This window comes from Nonlabens sp. (genome assembly GCF_039941875.1).
In the GTDB taxonomy this organism is placed as follows: Bacteria; Bacteroidota; Bacteroidia; order Flavobacteriales; family Flavobacteriaceae; genus Nonlabens.
In genome coordinates, this window is the sequence record NZ_JBDVDQ010000003.1 from 487575 (window position 1) to 505671 (window position 18097).

The 18097-nt window shown below is 34.9% G+C and carries 22 protein-coding genes and 2 tRNA genes; 7 read left to right on the forward strand and 17 right to left on the reverse strand.

The annotated features are described in order from the left end of the window. Positions 1 to 2 precede the first annotated feature (2 nt). Complete coding sequence (locus tag ABJF08_RS02545) at positions 3 to 1388, reverse strand: dipeptidase (protein WP_348114477.1); 1386 nt, start codon at positions 1386 to 1388, stop codon at positions 3 to 5. Positions 1389 to 1498: 110 nt separating this feature from the next. Here ABJF08_RS02545 and ABJF08_RS02550 point away from each other — a divergent pair. Beyond that, positions 1499 to 1580: transfer RNA gene (locus tag ABJF08_RS02550), tRNA-Leu, on the forward strand. A gap of 178 nt (positions 1581 to 1758) precedes the next feature. Here the strand turns inward: ABJF08_RS02550 and ABJF08_RS02555 are convergent. The 3 genes from ABJF08_RS02555 to ABJF08_RS02565 all read right to left on the reverse strand — a co-directional run bounded on the left by ABJF08_RS02555 (position 1759) and on the right by ABJF08_RS02565 (position 3742). Continuing rightward, positions 1759 to 2220: a hypothetical protein gene (locus ABJF08_RS02555; RefSeq protein ID WP_348114478.1), complete on the reverse strand. Its 462-nt coding sequence runs from the start codon at positions 2218 to 2220 to the stop codon at positions 1759 to 1761. Between the two features lie 136 nt (positions 2221 to 2356). Next, positions 2357 to 3439 (reverse strand): heparan-alpha-glucosaminide N-acetyltransferase domain-containing protein, encoded by a 1083-nt coding sequence (locus ABJF08_RS02560; protein WP_348114479.1) that lies wholly within the window; start codon positions 3437 to 3439, stop codon positions 2357 to 2359. A 229-nt stretch (positions 3440 to 3668) separates the two neighbouring features. Next, positions 3669 to 3742 (reverse strand) — tRNA-Asp (locus tag ABJF08_RS02565). A gap of 281 nt (positions 3743 to 4023) precedes the next feature. Here ABJF08_RS02565 and ABJF08_RS02570 point away from each other — a divergent pair. Beyond that, complete coding sequence (locus tag ABJF08_RS02570; protein ID WP_348114480.1) at positions 4024 to 4827, forward strand: Cof-type HAD-IIB family hydrolase; 804 nt, start codon at positions 4024 to 4026, stop codon at positions 4825 to 4827. Between the two features lie 54 nt (positions 4828 to 4881). Here the strand turns inward: ABJF08_RS02570 and ABJF08_RS02575 are convergent, their stop codons facing one another. Further along, positions 4882 to 5385 carry a dihydrolipoamide dehydrogenase gene (locus ABJF08_RS02575; protein WP_348114481.1) on the reverse strand — a complete coding sequence of 168 codons (504 nt, stop codon included), beginning with the start codon at positions 5383 to 5385 and terminating at the stop codon, positions 4882 to 4884. A 51-nt stretch (positions 5386 to 5436) separates the two neighbouring features. Between ABJF08_RS02575 and ABJF08_RS02580 the strand changes: the two genes are divergently transcribed. Both ABJF08_RS02580 and ABJF08_RS02585 read left to right on the forward strand, forming a co-directional pair. Further along, positions 5437 to 6021 (forward strand): tetratricopeptide repeat protein, encoded by a 585-nt coding sequence (locus ABJF08_RS02580; protein ID WP_348114482.1) that lies wholly within the window; start codon positions 5437 to 5439, stop codon positions 6019 to 6021. 20 nt (positions 6022 to 6041) lie between these two features. Further along, on the forward strand, positions 6042 to 6530 hold the full coding sequence (locus ABJF08_RS02585; protein WP_348114483.1) for a hypothetical protein: 489 nt from the start codon (positions 6042 to 6044) through the stop codon (positions 6528 to 6530). On the opposite strand, the gene ABJF08_RS02590 is transcribed toward ABJF08_RS02585, so the two are convergent. Then, complete coding sequence (locus ABJF08_RS02590; RefSeq protein WP_348114484.1) at positions 6502 to 7644, reverse strand: glycosyltransferase; 1143 nt, start codon at positions 7642 to 7644, stop codon at positions 6502 to 6504. The genes ABJF08_RS02585 and ABJF08_RS02590 overlap by 29 nt on opposite strands. Next, positions 7641 to 8555: a lysylphosphatidylglycerol synthase domain-containing protein gene (locus ABJF08_RS02595; protein WP_348114486.1), complete on the reverse strand. Its 915-nt coding sequence runs from the start codon at positions 8553 to 8555 to the stop codon at positions 7641 to 7643. The genes ABJF08_RS02590 and ABJF08_RS02595 overlap by 4 nt, the downstream gene beginning before the upstream one ends. Positions 8556 to 8573: 18 nt before the next feature. Here ABJF08_RS02595 and ruvC point away from each other — a divergent pair, with 18 nt between their 5' ends. After that, positions 8574 to 9128, forward strand: a complete 555-nt coding sequence (gene ruvC, locus ABJF08_RS02600; RefSeq protein WP_348114487.1) for a crossover junction endodeoxyribonuclease RuvC — start codon at positions 8574 to 8576, stop codon at positions 9126 to 9128. A gap of 3 nt (positions 9129 to 9131) precedes the next feature. After that, the gene (locus ABJF08_RS02605) at positions 9132 to 9644 is read left to right on the forward strand and encodes a rhodanese-like domain-containing protein (protein WP_348114488.1); all 513 of its coding nucleotides are present in this window, start codon (positions 9132 to 9134) and stop codon (positions 9642 to 9644) included. 4 nt (positions 9645 to 9648) lie between these two features. Here ABJF08_RS02605 and ABJF08_RS02610 read toward each other — a convergent pair whose 3' ends face one another. The 5 genes from ABJF08_RS02610 to rplM form a co-directional block, all read right to left on the reverse strand. Continuing rightward, positions 9649 to 10554: a hypothetical protein gene (locus tag ABJF08_RS02610; protein WP_348114489.1), complete on the reverse strand. Its 906-nt coding sequence runs from the start codon at positions 10552 to 10554 to the stop codon at positions 9649 to 9651. Positions 10555 to 10702: 148 nt separating this feature from the next. Next, the gene (gene tsf, locus ABJF08_RS02615; RefSeq protein WP_348114490.1) at positions 10703 to 11668 is read right to left on the reverse strand and encodes a translation elongation factor Ts; all 966 of its coding nucleotides are present in this window, start codon (positions 11666 to 11668) and stop codon (positions 10703 to 10705) included. Positions 11669 to 11706: 38 nt separating this feature from the next. Beyond that, positions 11707 to 12507, reverse strand: a complete 801-nt coding sequence (gene rpsB, locus ABJF08_RS02620) for a 30S ribosomal protein S2 (protein ID WP_104513859.1) — start codon at positions 12505 to 12507, stop codon at positions 11707 to 11709. A 187-nt stretch (positions 12508 to 12694) separates the two neighbouring features. After that, positions 12695 to 13081 carry a 30S ribosomal protein S9 gene (gene rpsI / locus ABJF08_RS02625; RefSeq protein ID WP_104513858.1) on the reverse strand — a complete coding sequence of 129 codons (387 nt, stop codon included), beginning with the start codon at positions 13079 to 13081 and terminating at the stop codon, positions 12695 to 12697. Position 13082: 1 nt separating this feature from the next. Beyond that, on the reverse strand, positions 13083 to 13538 hold the full coding sequence (rplM, locus tag ABJF08_RS02630; protein ID WP_348114491.1) for a 50S ribosomal protein L13: 456 nt from the start codon (positions 13536 to 13538) through the stop codon (positions 13083 to 13085). A 302-nt stretch (positions 13539 to 13840) separates the two neighbouring features. On the opposite strand from rplM, the gene ABJF08_RS02635 reads away from it, so the two are divergent. Next, positions 13841 to 14353, forward strand: coding sequence for a hypothetical protein (locus tag ABJF08_RS02635; RefSeq protein ID WP_348114492.1), 513 nt, complete (start codon positions 13841 to 13843; stop codon positions 14351 to 14353). A 79-nt stretch (positions 14354 to 14432) separates the two neighbouring features. Here ABJF08_RS02635 and ABJF08_RS02640 read toward each other — a convergent pair whose 3' ends face one another. The 5 genes from ABJF08_RS02640 to ABJF08_RS02660 all read right to left on the reverse strand — a co-directional run bounded on the left by ABJF08_RS02640 (position 14433) and on the right by ABJF08_RS02660 (position 18094). Then, positions 14433 to 14714 carry a DUF427 domain-containing protein gene (locus ABJF08_RS02640; protein WP_348114493.1) on the reverse strand — a complete coding sequence of 94 codons (282 nt, stop codon included), beginning with the start codon at positions 14712 to 14714 and terminating at the stop codon, positions 14433 to 14435. Position 14715: 1 nt separating this feature from the next. Further along, on the reverse strand, positions 14716 to 15678 hold the full coding sequence (locus tag ABJF08_RS02645; RefSeq protein WP_348114494.1) for an L-histidine N(alpha)-methyltransferase: 963 nt from the start codon (positions 15676 to 15678) through the stop codon (positions 14716 to 14718). Then, positions 15675 to 16841: an ergothioneine biosynthesis protein EgtB gene (gene egtB, locus ABJF08_RS02650; protein WP_348114574.1), complete on the reverse strand. Its 1167-nt coding sequence runs from the start codon at positions 16839 to 16841 to the stop codon at positions 15675 to 15677. Before egtB ends, ABJF08_RS02645 begins: the two co-directional genes overlap by 4 nt. Positions 16842 to 16967: 126 nt before the next feature. Then, a complete protein-coding gene (locus ABJF08_RS02655; protein ID WP_348114495.1) occupies positions 16968 to 17261 on the reverse strand; it encodes a hypothetical protein in 294 nt (97 codons plus the stop codon). A gap of 173 nt (positions 17262 to 17434) precedes the next feature. Beyond that, a complete protein-coding gene (locus ABJF08_RS02660; RefSeq protein ID WP_348114496.1) occupies positions 17435 to 18094 on the reverse strand; it encodes a hypothetical protein in 660 nt (219 codons plus the stop codon). Positions 18095 to 18097: the final 3 nt, after the last annotated feature.

The following is an 18097-nucleotide window of genomic DNA, read 5'->3' on the forward strand; positions in this document are numbered from 1 at the left end:
AATTATTTACTCATTGCTGTAAAGTGTTTATAGAAATGTGGAATGGTCTCTATTCCTTTAAGATAGTTCCATACACCAAAATGCTCATTAGGTGAGTGAATTGCATCGCTGTCTAGTCCAAAGCCCATTAAAATGGATTTAGAGTTTAGTTCTTTCTCAAATAAGGCTACTATAGGAATAGAACCACCACTGCGTTGTGGAATAGGTGTTTTACCGAATGTGTCTTCATATGCTGCACTTGCTGCACGATATCCTAAAGAGTCAATAGGTGTAACATAAGCAGTACCACCATGATGCGGATTTACTTTTACCTTTACACCTGCTGGTGCTATGCTTTCAAAGTGTTTTTTGAAAAGGTCTGTAATTTCATGCCAGTCTTGATCTGGTACTAAACGCATAGAGATTTTTGCATAAGCTTTACTAGCAATAACTGTTTTTGCTCCTTCACCAGTATATCCACCCCAAATACCGTTTACATCTAGTGTAGGTCGTATGCTGTTGCGCTCGTTAGTAGTGTATCCTTTCTCACCGTGTTCTTGCGCGATGTCTAAGGCTTTATTATAGGCTTCTTGAGAGAATGGTGCTTTAGCCATTTCAGCACGCTCTTCAGTGCTTAATTCTTCTACTTTATCATAGAATCCAGGAATGGTGATGCGGTTATCCTCATCTTGTAATTGCGAGATCATGTCACAAAGAATGTTGATAGGATTAGCCACTGCGCCACCATAAAGACCAGAGTGTAAATCGCGATTAGGGCCTGTAACCTCTACTTCTACATAGCTTAATCCACGCAGTCCAGTAGTTATACTAGGTACGTCTTTTGCGATCATGCCAGTATCAGATATAAGAATTACATCGTTAGCTAGTTTTTCACGATTGCGCTCTAAGAACCATCCTAGTGACTCACTACCTACTTCTTCTTCACCTTCTATCATGAACTTTACGTTACATGGTAAGTCGTTGTTAGCAGTCATGTATTCCATGGCTTTGACATGCATGTACATTTGTCCCTTATCATCACATGCTCCACGAGCAAAAATAGCTCCTTCTGGATGTAGATCTGTTTTTTTAATTACAGGTTCAAATGGTGGGCTGTTCCAAAGATTGATAGGATCTGGCGGTTGTACGTCATAATGACCATAAACTAACACTGTAGGAAGGTCAGGATCTATGATTTTTTCTCCATAAACGATAGGGTAACCAGGAGTTTCACAAATTTCTACTTTGTCACAACCAGCTTCTAGAAGAGAGTTTTTAATAACCTCACTAGTTTTTATTACATCATCTTTATAGGCTGGGTCTGCACTGATAGATGGGATTTTGAGCAATTCTACAAGCTCGTTTATAAAGCGATCTTTGTTTTTCTCAACGTAAGATTTAGTGTTCATTTCAATTGTGTTTGATGTAAAGATAAGAAAGGTTGAAAATTTTTCTAATAAAGAATTTGTAATTGTTGAAAAGAGTGTATATTTGCCGTCCCAAATAGGGACATCAGTAAGCGGATGTGATGGAACTGGTAGACATGCTAGACTTAGGATCTAGTGCTTCACGGCGTGCAGGTTCGATTCCTGTCATCCGCACAAAAGAAAAGCTCTTCAGAAATGAAGAGCTTTTTTGGTTTAAAGCTTTTTATAAAACATTGAGTCAGTGCAGTTTTTTATTGAATTTCAGTATTTTTCAGGTAGATTTTTTTTTGATTTAAAAATAGGGCATAAAAAAAACCGCTATATAGCGGTTTTTATAATATAAATGATGGATTTAGTTACCGTTCATTTTGTCTTTTAATCCGTTAGTAGCTTTTTCAGTTGCTGCTTTAGCTTTAGCTGTAACATCGTCTACAGCTTTTCCAGCTTTGTCCATTCCTTCTGATGCAGCACCTTTTACAGTCTCTCCAGCTTCATTAACACCTTCTTTTACAGCGTCCATACTGTTGTTAGCGCCTTCTTTTACAGCATCCATGCTGTTGTTAGCTCCATCTTTTACTGCGTCGAGACCGTCATTTGCAGCGTCTTTTATAGATTCGCCAGCTTCGTTTACACCTTCTTTTACAGAATCCATTCCGTCAGCGGCAGCATCTTTCATGTCTCCTGCAGCGTCTTTCATAGAATCACCAGCTTCTTCCATTCCAGCTTTTGCGTCATCCATTCCTTTTTCTACTTCTCTACAGCTTACTGTGAAGATTAATCCTAAAGCTACTGCTCCTAAAAATACTTTTTTCATGGTTATGTTGTTTTAATTCTATGCAAATTTACATATTAATAGAGCTTCTGAAATTTTGTTTTTATAATTATACAAATAGTCGTTTAAAAGCTGTTTTAATAGTTTAAACGCATAGCAATTACCTATTTATGGTCGATTAATTGCGTCCTAGAAGTTTTCTTAATCGTATATAGATAAACTGGTTGGTCTTTACTCTATAAAGAGATAGTGCGCAAACAGTGGCGACAAATATGATTGCGCCGGCGCCAGTCTGATATGGATTGAGGTTTTTACCTATGATTTGATGCAGGCCTACACCTGTTAGGCTTCCGTAAATAATTACAAAGTGTATGACGTATATAGATAGTGTTTTCTGACCTATTTTAAGTATCAATGATTGTTTGACGTATTTTTCAAAACAGTAAAATGTTCCTAATAGAATAAGTACGTTACCTAACCTGGTGAATAGATAGTTGTAATAGGCGACTTTTTCAAATAGAGTTATATCGGACTGAAGATAGATCCAATTAAAGAATTTAGAGGAATACCATATAAGAGCTGTTCCTATTATTAATAGACCTGTAACTAATATAGTTTTAAATTTATTTTTTTCTAAAAAACCGTAGAATAAGGTAGCAATGAAAGCGCCGTATGCCATATATCCAAACCATGGAATTATAGTGAATACAGAGCCATTTGTTTTAGTTAAGTAATTTGCGATAAATAAAGGTAAGTGCGAGGTATCTAGAGATCTATAAAGAGGCTCGCAAAGAAATATTGTTGTGCCTAGACTAATCATGATTATTGAAAATACTGCAGACTTTTTAAAGGTGGCTAGATATATAAGTATGGTAAATAATATAGAAAGACCTATGCACTGAAGTACGTCTACGATTAAAAAGTAATCTTTAAACACGCCTTGTATCCAGTCAAATACTGGTGCTCTTAACGCATAACCTATAGATATGAGCATTGCACCTCTTATAGCTCCTTTCTTAATACGTATGTTACTGGTTCCATTTTTTTTGGACTTCACTAATAGGTAGGTAAAAATGATCCCAGAAATAGTGAAAAAGGTAGGTGCGGTGATGCCTCTAAAGTATTTCCAAATTTGAAAAACTATATTTTCTTCGTCTCTGTATTCTACAGCAAGTAATGTGTCTACAAAGTGACCTTGTAGCATCATTATGATGGCAAATGCTCTAACGGCATCAATGAAAAATAAACGATTAGCTTTCAAGAGAGGTTGATTGGTATTACAAAACTACGGTATTATTTCGATTGGAAGTATTTGTAGGAAAAGGTAAGGATTTAAATATTGCATAGAATGCTTAAGATCTAAAACTTCTATAAAACAAAAAAGCCTCTCCGTTTGGAAAAGCTTCTCAAAAAGTAATCTGTGATTACCTTCAAAGTCCTCAATTGTATCTGAGGACACACAACTTGAATTGCATACTTAAAAAGTATTGCGGTCTGGACGGGATTCGAACCCGCGACCCCATGCGTGACAGGCATGTATTCTAACCAGCTGAACTACCAGACCGTGTTCTAAAGAACGTTGCTAACTCGTTTCCTGCGTTAGCGGTTGCAAATATACGACTGTTTTGTAAACTGACAACACTTTTTTGAAAATAATTTCGAAAAAATTTGATAACAGCGATAGTTTTGTCACGTTTGTTTGGTTTTTATGAGTTTAAGTGCTTTGTATTCAGTGTTTAAAAACTATGTGGCCATAAAGAAAAAAATAATTTAATTTTTCTAAAAATATATATATTGATCGCTGTATTGATATTAAAGAATGATGTAAATAATTATCTTTGAATTATGATAAAACTTTTTGCAACAGACATAGATGGTACTTTATTAAATGATAAAAGATATCTATCAGATAGAACAATTGCTTCTCTTGAGAAACTAGACATGCCCAAAATTCTTATTTCGGCAAGAATGCCACAGGCTATGGTTTACCTTCAAGAGGCTTTGAGTATAGTGAAATCTCCTATGATATGTTATAACGGCGCCCTTGTGTTACATGAAGAAGAGGTGTTGTATGAGTTGAGTATTCCTTTTAATGAAATAAAAGCGTTGTCTGAAATAGCTCAAGAGAACGGACTTCATGTATCTCTTTATAGAAAAGAGGAGTGGTTTGTGCCTTCTATGGATAAATGGTCTGAGAGAGAAATTCATAATACTAGAGTGCAGCCTACTGTGCAGGATGTTTCTGTTACTTTGGATTATTTAGAAAAGACCCAAGATAAAGGTGGTGCGCACAAGATTATGTTTATGGGCGATAGAGATGCTATTGATTCCGCTTTCGCGAAAGCGGAACAGGAAATAGGTCCTAGTGTACGTCTTTATAGATCTAAAAGTACGTATATCGAGATCACACCTAGTGGAACATCTAAAGAAGTAGCTTTAAGAAAATTGTTGGATTTTAGATTTTCTGATATAGGAATGGAAAATGTTGTCGCTTTTGGTGATAATTATAATGACGAAGACATGCTAGGCGCTGTAGGTTATGGTGTTGCCGTAGAGAACGCAAGAGATGTCGTTAAAAAGGCAGCTAAATATTCTACAGTACATCATGCAGAGGATGGTGTTGCCCTTTGGTTAGAACAAAACGCATAAAAAAAAGGCAGCTCTAATAATTAGGAACTGCCTTCTTCATGAATGTTTAGGTTATTATTCTATAACCATAATGTCTTGTGTATCTAAGCCTACAGCGTTCATAACTGCGTCATAGTTGTTTATGTCTAAGTCTGAGCTAAAAAGTCCGACAGGAACTCTAACGATTCTAAAAGTTTGATTAGAGATGTCTGCATTGCTTAGTTGATTTAAATCTGTTGAGGCTGGAGCGTCAATGAAAATTCTTGTATCAGTAGTTGTAGCATCGTAATTATATTGAAATTCACCAAAGTCAGTATATAGTACTTGTGGTAATAATCTCCATACATCTCCAGCGTTTTCATCTACGTCAAAAAGTATATATACTAGAGTCATGTCATTTTCAAACTGGTCAATATTATTAGGTGTTGGAATGATTACTTCATAATCTGGAGCAATAAAATCAACTGTTGTTTCAAAAGATTGTGAGATAGTATCAGTGTTAGTGTCAATAAAATCGTCGTTACTGTTGCACGATGTTAACGTAATAGCGAGAGCAAAAAGAATAGTGATGTATTTCATAATAAGTAGTTTATATTTTTAGTTTTCAATAAGTGTGCCTAAATTTAGAACATGAGAAACTATTTACTTATTTTATTAATATTAATCTTTGTTAAAATGCATGGACAGCTTGCTGCTGCAGATAGCTTACTAGCGATAGGAGATTATAAGAATGCTATCGAGATTTATAAAACTACCGATGATAGTTACTTCAAACTTGCGAGAGCATACAGCCAGTTAGGTGAAGTGCATAACGCGCTATCTAGTTACCAAGATGGTTTTAAGAAGGATAGTGCGAGTTTGCGACCTCGATTTGAGTACGCTCGTCTTTCTTTAGGAAATAATGACCCTGCTACTGCTTTTGATGTTTTCGATAAATTAATAGTTGAATTTCCCGAGAATGCTACATACCGTTATTATATGGGTAAGACTTATAATGATTTGGGCAGGGTAGAGGATGCTGTGTCTTCTTTCGCGAAAGCGGTATCATTAAATGCTTCTTACAGAGCGGCCGATCAATTCTATGCGGATAAAACTAAGAAATTAGAATTTTATGAGCAGTTTGTTACTCAGTATCCTAATAGTTCTTACATGGAATATGTTGATGCGCGTAGGAAGGATTTACGTAAAGAGATCTTTCTAGCTGCCAAAAAATAGAAAGGTTGTAAATTAGCTCTATGAATAAAGGGTGTTTTGTATTAATGATACTTTTCTTAAGTGTTTGTGTTTCTTGTTTATCTGAGGAGGATAAAGAGGAGCGAGCGCAGGATATGGCTAGAAAAGAAATGCAAGGTATGGATATGGATTCTGTAGACCGTTACCCTGTATTTGATGATTGTGACGAGATGCTTACTACGTCAGATTGTTTTTATGAGATGTTATGTAACGTTATAGATCAAAAATTGAGAGAAGATTACATCGCTATACAACTGGAGCAAAAAGATAGTGTTTATGCTTCTATAAGCGTTGATAAAAAAGGTGTGATAGAATATGATAGTATTTTTAAATGTGCTCGTACTATCAATAAAGAGCGACTCGATTCTATACTAAAAGATCGATTAACTGATTTTCCAGTTATAAAGAGTGCTGTAAAACGATCCATACCAGTGTCTACTACGTATAGATTGCCTATTGTTTTTATTCCTGTGGATTCTCTAGGGAATTAACTTTCCTGCCTTGCCATTTAGGTTTTGTTAGGCTTTTGATTGCAATTAAAATTACTATAAATGGATATATGGTAAAGTTAATTATAGCAAGTTTCCATTTTACATTTTTAAATATTTGATCTCCTATCGATAGGGTAATGAAATCTGTGAAAACCTTTGTAAGAACTAGAGCTAGAAATGTCTTACTGGTAATTTGTGAAAAATACCACAGTATTGGGCTTGCAATAAAAGATATACTCATCACTAATACTTGTAAACTAACAAGTTTATTGAGTGCGCTCTTAGTTTCACTACCTTTTTGAGCCCAACGTGCACGTTGCGCTATTATGTCTATTAAATTGTTTTTAGAATGTGTATTTACAGTTGCGTTTTGAGATTTTAGATAATGACATTTTGTAATGTCTTTGCTAGCTAGTTTTTCTAATAAGAAAATATCGTCACCACTAGATATATGACTATTTCCACTATACCCACTTACATCATTAAAAGCCTTTTTAGTAAAACTCATATTTGCGCCGTTGCACATAAAAGGTTTATCATAAGCAAAACTACCTATAGTGATTAATTGTAAGGCTATCATTTCTTGATGTTGGAGGCTGGATAGTAAGTTGTGCTCTTGTTGTATTTGAACTGGTGCTGCGATAAAATGAGCATTTTTATGCTGTTGATATTTTGCGTTATAGCTAGAAATCCATTTAGATGGTAAAATACAATCTGCGTCAGTTGTAATAATATGTTTGTTTATGGCTTGTTTTATGGCTTGAGTAATTCCATCTTTTTTTGCGCTGGCAGATTTTGGTATTCTATCTAGTAATAAAATATCTAGTTTAGTATGGGTGCTTTTAAAAGAGTTTAAAATTTGAATGCCTCTATCTGTAGAACTATCATTAATAAAAACCCACTGTAATAGATTATAGTCATATTCCTGATTCCTTATTGATTCAAGTAATGTAGGTAGGTTGTTTTCTTCATTACGGTAATTAATAATGATGGTGAATGGTAATAGGTTGCTGTCTGTAATAGCATTTGTTTCTGGATAGGTTAAGGCTTCCTTAGAAAGCCATAAAATAACCAGTGCATAGCTTATCATTATTATAGAGAATAACCAGATCATTCTTTAACGGTTTTAAGTTTCTGAAAAGGTAATAATAAGCAGCCTAGAACTGTCGGCACTATGGAATTAGTGAACCATATAAGGGTAGTTGTTATAATTATAATCTCTGAATTATGAAATGTTTCTGTAAAAATGTACGTGGCAACTGTCCATTTTATGGCTATATCAAATAACTGAAATACGGGAATTATAGAAACCGCTAAGTAAAATATAGTGATGTTTCTAATCATTATTAAAATGGAAGAGTCGTTATCTAGAAGCAATAGTATTAGTAACCAATTGCTAGAAAACACAAGGTATCTCAATAGGGAATAGAATAATGTAGAAAACCACGTTGCTTTACTCATAGATCCGGAATCCCATTTTTTGAGTACCCATAGAGTTAGTGTAACTGCAAGTAAGCAAAGTAGTGTAACGGTAAATAGAAGTAAGAATACCGATTCTATTTCTAGGTTTTTTTTCAAGTAAAATAGTAGTCCTATAACTCCTAAAATGGTAGTGATTACCATTTGCGACGTGTTACCAGCTAGTATTCTTGATAGTATGTTTTTGCGTAGAAACTTGTTGTAGTATAAAGACTTGACAGCAAATTCTCCTGTTCTAAAAGGAGTTATAAAGCTGGCTGCTTGCGCTGTGAGGTTTTGAGTTACGCTTTCGCGAAAGCGTAACAAATAAAGGTCATTTATTAAGTATTGCCATTTTTTACTTTCTACCATCCAGCTAAGCATGCTTATTGCAATCATTAATGGTAAAGTGTAAAATGGTAAAGTTTTAATGGTAGCCCAAATGATGTCTGTATTTATGGAGCGATCTTGCCATTGTGAATAAAGTGCATATGCGCAAATCACAACGATGATGAATTTGATCAATGGAGCTAGGAATTGCTTAGATTTGTGAAGCGCGATAAACATGTGCGAAAAATACAACAATTGGCAACAGAAAAAATTATTCTAGGTATAGATCCTGGTACTGCGATCATGGGTTTTGGTATCATAAAGGTAAAAGGTAATACCATGAGTTTTATCCAGATGAATGAGCTGGATATGAGGAAAATAAAAGATCCGTATGTGAAGTTGCGTCGTATATTTGAGCGTACTATTGAGTTAATAGACACGTATAATCCAGATGAAATGGCTCTAGAGGCACCTTTTTTCGGTAAAAATGTACAATCTATGCTCAAATTGGGACGTGCTCAAGGTGTGGCTATGGCTGCAGGGTTATCTAGAGATATTCCAGTTTTTGAGTATGCGCCACTTAAAATTAAACAAGCGATTACTGGAAAAGGAAGTGCTAGTAAAGAACAAGTGGCAAAGATGTTGCAGAGTCTTTTAGGAATTAAAGAATTGCCTAAAAATCTGGATATGACCGACGGACTTGCTGCTGCAGTATGTCATTTTTATAACAGCGGCCGTATCGAAGTAAGTAAGAATTACAGCGGTTGGGCATCTTTTGTAAAACAAAATGAAAAGCGAATTAAAAAATAGAGAATGAAGAGTATTGTAGGGTTATTGATATTGATCTTTTTTATAATGTGCTCGACAATCGCTGCTGGGCAAGAAGCGGAAGTGTCTCAAAAAAATATTCCAGAATTATTAAATACCTATAATAAAATGAGCGTTCCGTATCTAAGTGTGCAAACCTTAAAAATGGATTATGATCAGTATGTAGTTCTAGATACTCGTAAGAAGGAAGAATACGACGTTAGTCACCTGCCAGGAGCTATATGGGTAGGAGAGAGATATAAAAATAAAAGGATGCCAGAGTTAAGTAAGGATGTAAAAATAGTAGTTTATTGTAGTGTAGGTATACGTTCTGAGAGTTTTGGTGAGAAAATGCTTAAAGATGGCTATACAGATGTCAGTAATCTTTACGGTAGTATATTCTCTTGGAAGGACGCTGGTTATGAAGTTTTAGATGTTAACGACACTCCTACAGATAATGTGCATGTGTACAGCAAAGTATGGGGTAGATTTTTAAAGTCAGGAGTTAAGGTTTTTTAATCATTTATTTTAACCATTTTACTCTGTATAATTGACTAGTAGTAAGCGCCTCGTCTTCTCCTAGTTTTATGTTTGCTGCTTCAGAAGATAGATAATACGTTTCTTTATTACTGTCGCTATTTATGGAAATGATGCCTTCTACCTGTGCGCCTCCTTCTATTAAGAGTTCTTCTTTTTTTGTAAACTCAAATTTGCCATTTTGATAATTAATTCTATATACAAAAGGAATTAAATTGGTATTATAACCGCATACGGTTACGGTATTAGTTCCATTATACGTTGCTCCAGTAACTAGACCTTTTATGTCGTAAGATGTTATATTTTGAGCTGTTTGATGCTGTTTATCTTTACCTATTTTGTAGATAATTGTGGTTTGATCCTTCCAGTCTTTTGAAAACACATAAAGATTCTCTTCTACTGCCACTATAGATTCTGCGTCATAAGGGTGATTTTGCTCACCTCTATCAAATGATTTTTGATCAGGGTAATCGATGTTTAATTGAGTTACTGTAGCATCTTCATTTTGTAAATCAGTTAATGCAATTTTATAAATAGTTAAGTCTTTACGGTCTCCATAGTTATTCCCTAAATCTGCTATGTAGAGATACTCGTCATCCTTTGTTATATCTTCCCAATCCACAGCTTTCATGTTTCTGTACGTTTTATTGTAGAGAAGATTTCCTAAGGTGTCTAAAAAGTATAATGTGGGCGAGTCTCCGCTATCGTTATGTGTTATAATTTGATTTTGATAATATTCTAGTCCAGATGTTTCTGTTATTACAGGTGCTAAATCTTTAAGGTGATCTATAGTTAATCCTTGATGTTTATTTTGAAGATTTGTTTCTTGTTTATATGTCTTACACGAGTATGTTGATATCGCTATTAAAATAATTAAAGTCAGCTGTTTCATTTTATAAAGTTCGTGAAAGTTAGTTGAACCACTCTTGGTTTAATTAAATTTTATCATTTCGCTTTCGCGAAAGCGGAATATATACAAACAAAAAAAATCCGATTCAGTTAAAAACTAAATCGGATTAATTATATAATAGTATGCTTAATTAAGCTATAGAAACTCTTTTGAATCCTACAACATCAGCACCTTTAGACTCTACAAATTTAGCAACAGTTTGCTTATCGTCCATGATGTAGTCTTGGTCTAATAAAGCTTGCTCTTTGTCAAGAGAAGTGTTATCAGCAACAAAACGCTCTAATTTTCCAGGTATGATTCTATCCCAGATTGCTTCTGGTTTCCCTTCCGCTTTAAGTTCAGCTTCATAAGTAGCTTTTGCTGTAGCAAGAGCTTCATCAGTTAACTGAGATCTAGAAATAAATAATGGAATGTTTAAAAGGTTTTTACCTAAACGACCACGTTCGATATTATCTTTTTCGATAGCAGCGATACGAGAAGCAGTTTCTGCTTGTACGTAATCTGCATCAAAATCTTTATAAGAAAGAGTAGTTGCTCCCATAGAAGCTACTTGCATAGAAACAGATTTTGCAACTTCTGCTGCATGATCACTACTAGTAGAAAGACCAGTTAAAGCACCGATTTTATTACCATGTACATAACCACCTACGAATGGAGCTTCAAAAGCTTCAAAACCACCTATTTCAATTTTCTCACCGATAACACCAGTTTGCTCAATAAGTTTTTCTTCTACAGTCATGCTGTCATCAAATTTAGAAGCAAGAACTTCTTCTTTTGAGTTACAGTTATGAGCTACAGCAGCAATCTTGTTTGCTAACTCTACGTAAGTGTCGTTTTTTGCAACAAAGTCAGTCTCACAGTTAAGAGATAAAAGAATACCTCTAGTGTTACCTTCATTGATATTTGCAACAACAACTCCTTCAGAAGAATCACGGTCAGCACGCTTTGCAGCTACTTTTTGACCTTTTTTTCTAAGGATCTCAATTGCTTGATCAAAATCACCTTCAGCTTCAACAAGGGCCTTTTTACAGTCCATCATTCCAGCTCCGGTTGTTTTTCTTAGTTTTCCTACTTCAGCAGCAGATATTTTAGCCATTTTAATAAGTTTTATACTAGTTAACTAGCGTTATAAGTTTATTCTTCTTCGTCTTTTGCAGGAGCAGCAACTTTAGCTTCTTCAGCTTTTGGAGCTTTCTTTTCTGCTTTTGCAGCTTCTTTAGCTTTATCTTCAGCGTTCTTTTCAGACTTGCGATCTTCAAGACCAGCTTTGATAGCACCAGTAACTTCTTTAATGATAATGTCAATAGATTTTGACGCATCATCGTTAGAAGGAATTACGTAATCGATATCACGTGGGTTTGCGTTAGTATCAACCATTGCAAAAATAGGAATACCTAATTTTAAAGCTTCTTTAACTGCGATGTGCTCACGTACAGTGTCTACAACAAAAAGTGCAGCTGGCATACGAGTCATGTCAGTAATAGAACCTAAGTTCTTTTCTAACTTTGCACGCATACGGTCTACTTGAAGACGTTCTTTTTTAGAAAGAGTTTCATAACGACCATCTTTCTTCATACGATCTACAAGAGCCATTTTCTTAACAGCTTTACGGATAGTTACAAAGTTTGTAAGCATTCCACCAGGCCATCTTTCAGTGATGTACGGCATGTTAGCTTCACCAGCATATTGTGCAACGATATCTTTTGCTTGCTTCTTAGTAGCAACAAAAAGAACCTTACGACCAGATGCAGCGATCTTACGTAGCGCTTCTGTAGCTTCGTTTAACTTTGCAGTAGTTTTATAAAGATTGATAATATGGATCCCGTTACGTTCCATATAGATGTAAGGAGCCATGTTAGGATCCCATTTACGAGTAAGGTGACCGAAGTGGACACCGGCGTCAAGTAGTGACTTGACATCTGAAGTATTTGCCATAATAAATAGTTTACGTTCTGTCGATAGCAATAATGTAGTGGTCATAAGCAATGCTTAATCGCCTTCATTATTTAGATGCTAAACTGAGCTCTGGTGGCAACCAGGCGTGACAGCAAATTAATATATAAATAAAAAAAAGAACAAATCCCGTTTAATTGTGAAATTAAACGGGAGTAATAATAATGTATTAACGCTTTGAGAATTGGAATTTCTTTCTCGCTTTCTTTTGACCGAATTTCTTACGTTCAACCATTCTAGGATCACGTGTCATAAGACCTTCTGGTTTCAATGCTAGACGATTTTCTTCATCGATCTCTACAAGAGCTCTTGAAATCGCAAGACGAATTGCTTCAGCTTGTCCAGTGATACCACCACCTGTTACAGTAGCTTTCACGTCGTATGTGTCAGTTGTTTCAGTTAAAGTAAAAGGTTGTTTTACTTTATATTGTAACATTCCTGTTGTAAAATAGTCAGAAAGTTCTTTTCTGTTAATTGTTACGTCACCTTTACCTTCTGAAAGGTAAACACGAGCAACGGCAGTTTTTCTTCTACCAATTTTGTGTAATGTTTCCATATTACTTTACCTCGTTAAGATTAATGGTTTTAGGTTGTTGTGCTTCATGTCCATGCTCAGTACCTGAATACACTTTTAGGTTACGGTAAATAGCGCTTCCTAATTTGTTTTTAGGTAACATACCTTTTACTGCGTGCTCTACAACACGTGCTGGATCTTTTTCAAAAAGCTCAGTTGCAGTAAGACTACGCTGTCCACCTGGGTAGCCAGTGTGTCTGATATATGTCTTCTCGCTCCACTTGTTACCGCTTAGCGATACCTTGTCGGCGTTTATTATGATTACGTTATCACCACAGTCTACGTGTGGAGTAAAATTAGTCTTGTATTTTCCTCTCAAAAACTTTGCAGCTATTGAAGACATACGACCTAGTGGCTGTTCAGCAGCGTCTATCAGTACCCATTCTTTGTTTACTGTTGCGCTGTTTGCTGAAACCGTTTTGTAACTTAAAGTATTCACCTTGAAATAGTTTTAATTCTGTGTATGATTTTACTAACTAAAATCGGGCTGCAAATGTAATCTTTTAATTCCGATTACCAAGCGCCTTTTTTTAATTTTATTATAAAATTCTAAACTAAGAATATTTTTTGCAATAATATGACTTTGTTTTAGTTATGCATCGATTTTAATTCGATTCTTTTTCAATTTTTTACGTTTTAACCAATATGTTCATTTATGCTTCATTTGTAATTGTTTCTAATAACTACTTGATTCATAGTTATTAGGTAACTTTGTGTTATATTTAGATAAATTTCTATATCATGAAAAATGTTTTCTTCTTATGTGTTCTAATCTTATCATTAAGTAGTTGTGAAAGTGATGACGCTGCTAGGTCTTCTTTAAACTCTACTGTCGCTGGTGATTATGTTCTTACATCTCTTATTTCTGATATTCCTGTAGATTTTAATGGAGATGGTGTCAGTAATGTAGAGCTGTTACTAGAGGCGTCTTGTTTTTCTTCTATGGATGTATCGTTCTTGATAAATGGTGACTTCACAAGTACTGTTGCTGAGCCAGCTTTTGATGGCAATAATAATTTAAGTTGTCCACTGAGTTCGCAGTCTGGTAGTTATTTGTTAGATGCAAATAGTGTCCTTACGGTAATAGCAAATGTAAGCGGCGGTACTATTACAGATAGTAAACAGGTTGTTTTTACGCCTACTACTTTTGAATTTACAGTTACTGGTGCTGAAATGGATCGTTATATAAGTGGCCGTAATTCTACACCTGCTGCTGGTATCAGTAGTTTAATGGCGGTTTATACTAGGAATTAATAATGGTAATATATTTAAAAAGCCACAATTTCATAGAAAATGAAATTGTGGCTTTTATAGTTTGAAGTAGTACTATGATTTATTCTTGTACGGTAACACCTTTCCAGAATGCTACGTACCCTTCTATTTCTTTTGCAGCATGTTTTGCTTCAGGGTAATACCATGCAGCATCCTTGTTCTCACTACCATCTACTTCTAAGGTGTGATAACTTGCTATACCTTTCCAAGGACAATTAGATTGTGTGTTGCTAGGTTTAAAGAATTCTTTCTTTATACTGTTTGCAGGAAAGTAATGGTTGTTCTCAATTACTTTTGTTTCATTACTTTCTGCAATGATTTGATCGTTCCAAATGGCTTTCATATTAGTTTCTTTTAAATAAGTAGTTTTTGAACAGCTTTTTGTTGTCTTCAAATATCTGAGTTATTTTAAGTCCAGATTGGTTTGCTAGCCATTCTACTATTTGGTCGTCATATTTTTGAGAAATTTCAGTGTGAATGGTTTCCCATTTATTGAAACTTACTTTTAGATTTAATTTTTTAATATGAACGTCGCATGCTTCAGTGGCCAAAAGATAGCTCTTAGCAGTTCCTGTTTCTGGATCATAAGCTTCCCAATGTTCAAATTTATCTACATTAAAATCTGCTTGCATTTCTTTATTTAATCGGTGTAATAAATTACGATTAAATTCTTGTGTAACGCCAGTCGTGTCTGCATAGGCATTTTGAATGGTAAGTGGATCCTTTTTTTGATCAAACCCCATAAATAAAACATCTTCAGGAGACATTATTTCCTGAATTTGTTTTAAGAAATTGATTGCCTCGTCATGAGATAGGTTACCTATGTTAGACCCTAAAACTATAATGGCCTTAGGTCTTTGATTGTATTTTGCTAACTCTTTAAGAACGTTGAAGTATGTTCCTTGTTCTCCTTGCACATCCATTTTAGGCCATGTTCCCTTAATGCTACTTGCTAGATCATCTATAGCATGTTGGCTTATGTCTATCGGTATGTAAGTGAATTTAGTGTCGTTTTCATGCAGCTCTTTAAGAAGTACTTTAGTTTTTTTACCATCACCGGCACCTAGTTCTATTAGGTCAAATCCCTTATCGTTTTCAAAAAGCTTTCTTAGGTCTGCTTTATATTGATCAACGATGTTATACTCTGCATTAGTTAAATAGTATTCTGGCAGTGCCATGATTTGCTGGAAGAGCTCGTCACCGCGATCGTCATAAATATATTTAGAGCTTAAAAACTTAGGAAAGGTCTTTAGTCCTTCTGTTACGTGTTGTTCAAATTCCAGTTGGAATGATTCTTTTTTTGTCATAATGATTTGGCAAGTCGCAAACTTGTAAATTGCCATCTAAGTGGCGCGTGAAAAAAGTTTCTATATGTAGGTCTAGCATGATTTGCTGGGGTGGCTATAGAGCTACCTCGCAAGACTTTTTGGTTGACCATAAATTTACCATTGTACTCACCTAGAGCGCCATCTGGTTTATTATAATTAGGGTAAGGAAGGTAGGCACTTTCTGTCCATTCCCATCTACTACCGTGGTTAAAGTGCGATTGTGCAGCTTCCCATTCAAATTCTGTCGGTAATCTCATGCCTTTCCATTGAGCAAAAGCAAATGCTTCATAATACGAGATGTGAGTGACAGCTGCGTCTGGATTTACGGCGGTATTTCCCTTTAATAGATAATTATGCCATTCTCCATTATTATTGTGCCAATACATAGGTGCTGTAATCGAGTTTTTCTTTACCCAATCCCATCCTTCTGTATGCCAAAGCATAACTTCAGAATATCCACCACTATTAATAAATTCGATCCAGTCTCTATTAGTCACTAATGTATTGCAAATAGCATATGGTTCTAAAAATACACGGTGTCTAGGTAATTCATTATCATAACAAAACTCTTCAGAGTTATGTCCTATGTGATAAATGCCTTCGTTGATATTAATAAATTCTTTGTTTTCCTTTTCAATCAACTGTTCGTTAGAAAAGTCTTTGTACTTAGGCTGTAATGGATTATTACCTAGTATATATTTAATATCTGTAAGTAATAGCTCTTGATGCTGTTTTTCATGATGTATGCCTATTTCTAAAATAGGTTCCATCTCTTCATTGAAATGATTTTCAATTAAATCAATCATGTTAGATGTAACGTGTTTTCTGTACTCGTAAACTTCTTTGACACTAGGTCTAGAAAGATTACCACGGTCCGTACGTACGACTCTTTTCCCTATACTCTCATAATAGCTGTTAAACACATAGGCATAGCTATCGTGGTATCTTTTATAATTAGGTAAGTAATGACCTAATAAAAACTCTTCAAAAAACCAGGTAGTATGACCTAGGTGCCATTTAGGCGGCGATACATCTACAATAGGTTGCACAACATAATCTTCCGTTTGTAACGGCTGGCATATGTGTTCAGAATCAGATCTTGTTTCTTTAAAAAGAGAGAGAAGTTTGTTCATTGAAATCATCTTCTCAAATTTATGGTGTTTTTTCTTTAAGTCTATTGTTCTCATAGACTTTTATGAAATTGTTGTGTTTTTTAATTGTTCGCTTTCGCGAAAGCGTTAACAAAAGTTAAATAACTTGTAGATTCTTTACTCTACCTTGACTATGCTCGTTATGGGTATGGTTACTCCTTTTTTTAAGATAATTGATTTTTGGGTGAGTCCCCATATGGTTGTGTTGATCATTAAAAGATTATTTAGCGAATCTTTAAATGTGATAAAAACCTTGTTCTTGTAAAGGTTCCCTAATTGCATGCCGCGATACAACTCATGAAATCTAATTTTCTGTTGGTCTTTATCTTCTAGTACATCGATAGAGTTAAATTTCAATAAATAAAGAAGCTCTTTTTGTGTACGGTAGACAGGAGATGGTAATTTATGCATAATTTATTTTTTAAAAGGTTAATAATTAATAGGTGTTTTTCCTATTGCTTACTGCTAATTAAAAAATAAGATGTCACAAAATGAAAACATAAAGTTCAATTTTAGATCTCATTTTGTTTATTGAGGTGCTATATAAGGTAGGTAATTTTGTTTGGTCCTGGAAAGGAGATGTGTTAATCCCAACCTTGATTATTCTTGCGGTAGTTAACTTGAGGAGTTTTATCTTTCATGAGATAACGTACGAGCCATATTATTAGAACTATTAACACGGCTAGAAATAGTACTATGATAACTAGAATAACTACTTTGGGTGTGATGCGGTTTGCACGTTCATCTGCTGCCTGTATACGCAGCTGTTCATTAAGATATTCTTGTTCTATTCGTTTTTTATGGCGTTGTTTTGCCTGTTCTTCTTTCTCAAGTGCGCGATAGTAACTTTTAGGACTTATTGGAGCGTAATTTCTAGCTTTGGCCTCTGCCAGGTTTATAGAAATGGGTTCTCCTTTTTGTTTATAGTATAATGGGTATATAGTGAATAATCCGTTTTCAGGAAACTCTGCTATGTTAGTATAGTGTTTCTGTCTGTAAATAATTTTATTAGTATCTGGATCGCGCATCTCTATCATGTGATAGGTGATGTTCTTTTGATTTTTCCATTCTAAAATTACTTTGCCTGCGTTATGAGATTCTTTTATGGTAAGGTCGTATAGGTATAACGCGCGAGTAGGTTTATACTGCGTGGTGTCTATAGCGTGATAATTTGCATATGGGTCTTCAATCGCAGTGGAAACACTGCAAGAGATTATGAATAAAAATGCAATAATTAATCTCATAAG

Coding starts and splice junctions, on each gene's coding strand:
- tsf (WP_348114490.1), bottom strand. CDS start 11,668: ATGGCTAAAATATCTGCTGCTGAAGTAGGAAAACTAAGAAAAACAACC.
- ABJF08_RS02570 (WP_348114480.1), top strand. CDS start 4,024: ATGATAAAACTTTTTGCAACAGACATAGATGGTACTTTATTAAATGAT.
- ABJF08_RS02610 (WP_348114489.1), bottom strand. CDS start 10,554: ATGAAACAGCTGACTTTAATTATTTTAATAGCGATATCAACATACTCG.
- ABJF08_RS02580 (WP_348114482.1), top strand. CDS start 5,437: ATGAGAAACTATTTACTTATTTTATTAATATTAATCTTTGTTAAAATG.
- ABJF08_RS02575 (WP_348114481.1), bottom strand. CDS start 5,385: ATGAAATACATCACTATTCTTTTTGCTCTCGCTATTACGTTAACATCG.
- ABJF08_RS02595 (WP_348114486.1), bottom strand. CDS start 8,555: ATGTTTATCGCGCTTCACAAATCTAAGCAATTCCTAGCTCCATTGATC.
- ABJF08_RS02585 (WP_348114483.1), top strand. CDS start 6,042: ATGAATAAAGGGTGTTTTGTATTAATGATACTTTTCTTAAGTGTTTGT.
- ABJF08_RS02555 (WP_348114478.1), bottom strand. CDS start 2,220: ATGAAAAAAGTATTTTTAGGAGCAGTAGCTTTAGGATTAATCTTCACA.
- ABJF08_RS02635 (WP_348114492.1), top strand. CDS start 13,841: ATGAAAAATGTTTTCTTCTTATGTGTTCTAATCTTATCATTAAGTAGT.
- ABJF08_RS02645 (WP_348114494.1), bottom strand. CDS start 15,678: ATGACAAAAAAAGAATCATTCCAACTGGAATTTGAACAACACGTAACA.
- ABJF08_RS02605 (WP_348114488.1), top strand. CDS start 9,132: ATGAAGAGTATTGTAGGGTTATTGATATTGATCTTTTTTATAATGTGC.
- ABJF08_RS02640 (WP_348114493.1), bottom strand. CDS start 14,714: ATGAAAGCCATTTGGAACGATCAAATCATTGCAGAAAGTAATGAAACA.
- rpsI (WP_104513858.1), bottom strand. CDS start 13,081: ATGGAAACATTACACAAAATTGGTAGAAGAAAAACTGCCGTTGCTCGT.
- ABJF08_RS02655 (WP_348114495.1), bottom strand. CDS start 17,261: ATGCATAAATTACCATCTCCTGTCTACCGTACACAAAAAGAGCTTCTT.
- ABJF08_RS02660 (WP_348114496.1), bottom strand. CDS start 18,094: ATGAGATTAATTATTGCATTTTTATTCATAATCTCTTGCAGTGTTTCC.
- ABJF08_RS02590 (WP_348114484.1), bottom strand. CDS start 7,644: ATGATCTGGTTATTCTCTATAATAATGATAAGCTATGCACTGGTTATT.
- ABJF08_RS02545 (WP_348114477.1), bottom strand. CDS start 1,388: ATGAACACTAAATCTTACGTTGAGAAAAACAAAGATCGCTTTATAAAC.
- egtB (WP_348114574.1), bottom strand. CDS start 16,841: ATGATTTCAATGAACAAACTTCTCTCTCTTTTTAAAGAAACAAGATCT.
- rpsB (WP_104513859.1), bottom strand. CDS start 12,507: ATGGCAAATACTTCAGATGTCAAGTCACTACTTGACGCCGGTGTCCAC.